At 61.2% G+C, this 3,933-nt stretch carries 4 protein-coding genes and 2 pseudogenes; 2 read left to right on the top strand and 4 right to left on the bottom strand.

What is annotated here, in order from left to right; genetic code table 11:
• The 4 genes and pseudogenes from EOA22_RS26620 to EOA22_RS26605 form a co-directional block, all read right to left on the bottom strand.
• Positions 1-950, bottom strand: a pseudogene (locus EOA22_RS26620) (lasso peptide isopeptide bond-forming cyclase); the annotation flags it as partial.
• Positions 947-1,324: a lasso peptide biosynthesis B2 protein gene (locus EOA22_RS26615; RefSeq protein ID WP_244514257.1), complete on the bottom strand. Its 378-nt coding sequence runs from the start codon at positions 1,322-1,324 to the stop codon at positions 947-949. The pseudogene EOA22_RS26620 and the gene EOA22_RS26615, both read right to left, overlap by 4 nt.
• Before the next feature lie 169 nt (positions 1,325-1,493).
• The gene (locus EOA22_RS26610) at positions 1,494-1,808 is read right to left on the bottom strand and encodes a PqqD family protein (RefSeq protein WP_027164264.1); all 315 of its coding nucleotides are present in this window, start codon (positions 1,806-1,808) and stop codon (positions 1,494-1,496) included.
• Between the two features lie 137 nt (positions 1,809-1,945).
• On the bottom strand, positions 1,946-2,098 hold the full coding sequence (locus tag EOA22_RS26605) for a lasso peptide (RefSeq protein WP_010913078.1): 153 nt from the start codon (positions 2,096-2,098) through the stop codon (positions 1,946-1,948).
• Positions 2,099-2,612: 514 nt separating this feature from the next.
• Here EOA22_RS26605 and EOA22_RS26600 point away from each other — a divergent pair.
• Together EOA22_RS26600 and EOA22_RS26595 are read left to right on the top strand one after the other, a co-directional pair.
• The gene (locus EOA22_RS26600) at positions 2,613-3,737 is read left to right on the top strand and encodes a nucleotidyltransferase family protein (RefSeq protein WP_013528113.1); all 1,125 of its coding nucleotides are present in this window, start codon (positions 2,613-2,615) and stop codon (positions 3,735-3,737) included.
• Positions 3,738-3,828: 91 nt separating this feature from the next.
• Positions 3,829-3,933: pseudogene (locus EOA22_RS26595) on the top strand (glycosyl transferase family A); the annotation flags it as partial.

The following is a 3,933-nucleotide window of genomic DNA, read 5'->3' as shown; positions in this document are numbered from 1 at the left end:
ACCGGGATCAGCGTCGCGTCGACCTTCTGCTGGTCGAGAACGGCATCGATGAAGGGCCGCTCGTCCATCGGCGAGCCCTTCTCGAAAATCAGCGAGAAGGTTGGCAGCCTCGGCTTGCGCGCGGCGGCATTCTGCAGGCCGGCGACACAGGCGATAGACGAGGAATCGAGGCCGCCGCTCAGCATTGCCCCGACCGCCGAGGTCCCTCGCATGCGGTTGCGCACCGATTGCGAGAACAGATGGGCGAATTCCTCCGATGCATCCGACCGCAAGGGCCGCGCCGACGGCTCGATCTGCCAGTATCGGCGCAGCATCACTTGTTGCGCGGTGACGGTTAGGCTGTGGCGGGCCGGCAGGCTGAATATATCGCTGTAGGGGGTCGACTGCGGGTCGTCGGGAAGCCCGGCCAGGAAGCCGGAGATCTGGCGCTCGCTGACACGTGCGCGGATACCCTCGACGCCCAGGATCGGACCGATCTCCGACGCAAAGGCAAAACGCCGGTCCGCCGCGTGGTAGTAGAACGGCTTGACGCCAAAATGATCGCGCGCGCAAAACAGCGATTGCCGCTCGTCATCCCAGATGGCGAAGGCGAAATCGCCTTGCAGATGCTCCGGGCAGGCTTCGCCCCAGCGCAGGTAGGCCCGCATCAGCACGATCGCGTCGGCTACCGACTGGTCGCGGATACCGAGCCTGGCCAGCAACTCGTCACGGTTGTCCAGCCGGCAATCGGCGGTGATGGCGAGCCGGCCCCCAGCCATCGTCAAAGGGCCCGGACCGACTTCATCCGATGTGTTGAGGCAGGCGGGGCCAAGGGCGATGCTGGTGTCCAGCCACCAAGAACTGCCGTCAGGACCACGATGGCGCATGCGCGCCAGCATTTGCTGAATGTCGGCCGCCGCGACCGCCGGTGCGTTTGCTCCGCGCAACAGGATTCCGGCGACGCCGCTCATCGGCTGCCGTGGTCGACGAGATGGGCGAAGCCGTCGATCGATCCGCCAAGCACGATATGGTTGTCGCTGACCAGCCAGGCATGTGCTTTCAACTGCTCGCCTGTGCCACGTTCGATGCCGATGCGTACCGTCGATTCATTGCCTTGGCGGGCGAGAATATACTGGCCGGAGAGCGCCTGGGTCAGGCACGTGGCGTAAGGGACGAAACGGGCCGCGGCGGCAACGCCCCAGGCGACGCGCCGCAGTTCGCCCATTGAGGCGCACTGCCGCGCGTCGAGGCGCGTCACCAGGCTGCGTACACGATTGTAGGACAACAGCGTCAGCCCCAGCCGAACTGTCGCCACCACCAGCAGGCAATGGCCAAGGAAGATCATTTCCGAGCCAGTCAGGGAGAAAATCCTGACCAGCCCGCGCCGGCTTCCCCCGCGCTTCGTCTGCTTGACGTTTGTTTCTCTCGCCGGTTCCTGCCGTAAAGCCGTGGCCCGCGAAGACAAGGCCGGCGAAACCAGGGCCCGTGAAACCAGGGACTTGTGCTGGACCGGCTTAGACAAGTGCCTCATGATGCCGTCTCGCAAGCCCATTATCGGCCAGGCCCTTCAGCAATGCGTCGACATCGGCCTGGCAGCGCACCGGGTCGACATTGTAGCGCGCAAGCACGGCGCTGCGGATGTCGCCGATCGACCGGGGTTCCTGGATTAAATCCCAGATGAAGGCGCCGACGCCATTCAGGCTGTAGTAGACATTGGATTTGAGATTGAGCAGCGCCAAGCCATCGCCGAACTCGCAAGCCACGGCATCCTTGGTCGCGCACACGCTATCGTGGTCGCCCAGATCACGGTCGGATAGCTCCCCGTTCATCCCCAAACCTCGCTGACAAAACGCTGCGACATCTCCAGGCGGCGCAGGAGAAATCGGGAGGCTGGCCCCCCGACCCCTCTTACGTCTGCTTTTGAATCCAGAGTCCCAACATGTCACTCTGGAATCGGCTGTAGGTCTCAGGAGAACGTCAGGTCGCCAATCGGCGTATGCGCGGGGAACGATGCGTCGATCGCCGTGCTGCCGCCGCCGCCCTGGGTGATGGTCTCAATCGAACCATGGACCGTCAGGCTTGGCGTTTCATATTCATGCTTTTCAACATTCTGTTCCATTTTACTCTCCGATTTAGGACTGGAAACGGCCTGTCGAGTGCCGTCAGCACTTTTATGCTGCAATGCAATAGCTGCACGGCAGCATTTATGAGTCAAGACTGTTTTACTTTCTGTTAATCAATTACGGTTGCTGGCGTCGTCACATGAGCGGCATGCCTAAAACTTGTCATTTTTTAGCCGATTCCTTGTGCACGACGATCGCGCCTGTGCTGATTCTTTAAGCATTTGATTTTGCTTGCATAAGCCGTTTGCGTTGTGCCTATATTTAGGCCTCTCTAATGAAAAGAATTTCCATTTGAGAAATCGTCCGGAGATTGCCTAAGCGGACGTGGCAAGGGACATTTCAACCGCGGTTTTCACTGCTTTCCGATGCCACCTCGATAGACGCTTTGGTGGCAAAAATTCGCACTGCAGAAGGAAAGGCTTTACGGCATCGAGGTTTTTGGTGATGCTTGCTTCGCACTTGCAGCATAAGTGTCGGCGCGAAACGCTTTCTTGGGAGACTGTGCGCTAAATGGCCTTGCCGGATGGCTCATACGAACGATTGCGCGCCGCCGGCTGTGCCGGCGAGGTGGCCTATGTGCAGGCTTGCCTGCGATTGTTTTTCGCCGGCCCGGGCGCGGGCGACGTTTCGATGCGCCATCTTGACGGTGAAAAAATTGCCGAGATTGCCAGGCTGAACAAGGTCGCCGTCTTTGTCCTCAAGGCGCTTTCGCGCGCACCCGCGCTTCAGAGGCCAACTAAGCTTTTCCAATGGCTCGACACCTACCGCAGGAAAACGGTTTCGATGAACGCGTCCTGCATCATGGATTCGATGGCGATCCAGGACGTGCTGCGCGCCAGCGAGATCGATTTCGTTTTTCTGAAGGGTCCGTTCCAGCAGCAACTTCTCTACGACGACCATTTTATGAAGCCCTCGGGCGATGTCGACATCCTGGTTTCGCCGCTCGGATTTTTCAGGGCGCGTGATGCGCTTCGCAAGATCGGCTATGAGGTATCAGGCAAGTCGAGCTCCGTCTGGTGGGTCCGCTTCCTCGGCGAACAGCACATGACCCGGGACGACGGGCCGAGGTCGTCCACCGTCGATCTCCACTACCGCCTCCAGCAGCCCGGCTCGCCAAGCCCGCGCGACGCGGACGGGTTCCTGCGGCGCAAGCGACAGGTCGAAATCGCCGGTGCGACGGTGCCGTTCACCTCGGTGGCCGATACATTGCTTTTGTCCTGCATCAGCGTCGCCAAGGCACTTTTCAACCGGGAACCCTGCGCCGGATACGTCTGTGATATCGGCGCCAGCGCCGGCCGCCTCGACGAGGCGGATCAGCAGCGTTTGCTCGATGCCGCTACCGCGCAAGGTCTGGACGACACGCTGCTGCTTGGCCTGCGCGCCGCCGACGTGCTACTCGGCGGTGCCGGCACGCTGCTGTCGCAGCGCGCGACCAGGATCCTGCCGCGCATCGGCAATGAGGATCTGCTCAGCATGGTCATCGCGCCGTGGCTGCCGTCGCTGCGGTGGCCGCAGCGGCGAACGGTGCTTTGGGAACTGTGCGGCCGCGCGCCGGTCCGCTATCTGGCCGAAGCAGGCTGGGCGGCGTCCGCCGATATCAGCCGCCGCATCTTCGAGCGGCCGGCGAGTCGCTGAGGGTAAATTGGATGCTGATGGCAATTCTGTAGTGCATCGAACGAGTACGGGGCGAGGGCAAATCGATATTACCTGTACGAGAGGCAAATCCATGTCGATGACGAAATCCGAGGTCTGCGTGATCATCGCGGCAAAAAACGCCGCAGCGACAATCGCCGTCGCCATCGCATCCGCATTGCGCGAACCGGAAGTGGCG

Origin of the sequence: Mesorhizobium sp. M7A.F.Ca.US.014.04.1.1 (genome assembly GCF_003998745.1) — a bacterium.
GTDB classification, from domain to species: Bacteria; Pseudomonadota; Alphaproteobacteria; order Rhizobiales; family Rhizobiaceae; genus Mesorhizobium; species Mesorhizobium ciceri.
The sequence above is the reverse complement of the archived record's forward strand: the minus strand, read 5'-3'. Positions and strand labels throughout refer to the sequence as shown.

Excerpts from the sequence above, each read along its gene's own strand:
- EOA22_RS26615 (WP_244514257.1), bottom strand. The coding sequence starts at position 1,324 with ATGATCTTCCTTGGCCATTGCCTGCTGGTGGTGGCGACAGTTCGGCTG.
- EOA22_RS26600 (WP_013528113.1), top strand. The coding sequence starts at position 2,613 with ATGGCCTTGCCGGATGGCTCATACGAACGATTGCGCGCCGCCGGCTGT.
- EOA22_RS26610 (WP_027164264.1), bottom strand. The coding sequence starts at position 1,808 with ATGAACGGGGAGCTATCCGACCGTGATCTGGGCGACCACGATAGCGTG.
- EOA22_RS26605 (WP_010913078.1), bottom strand. The coding sequence starts at position 2,098 with ATGGAACAGAATGTTGAAAAGCATGAATATGAAACGCCAAGCCTGACG.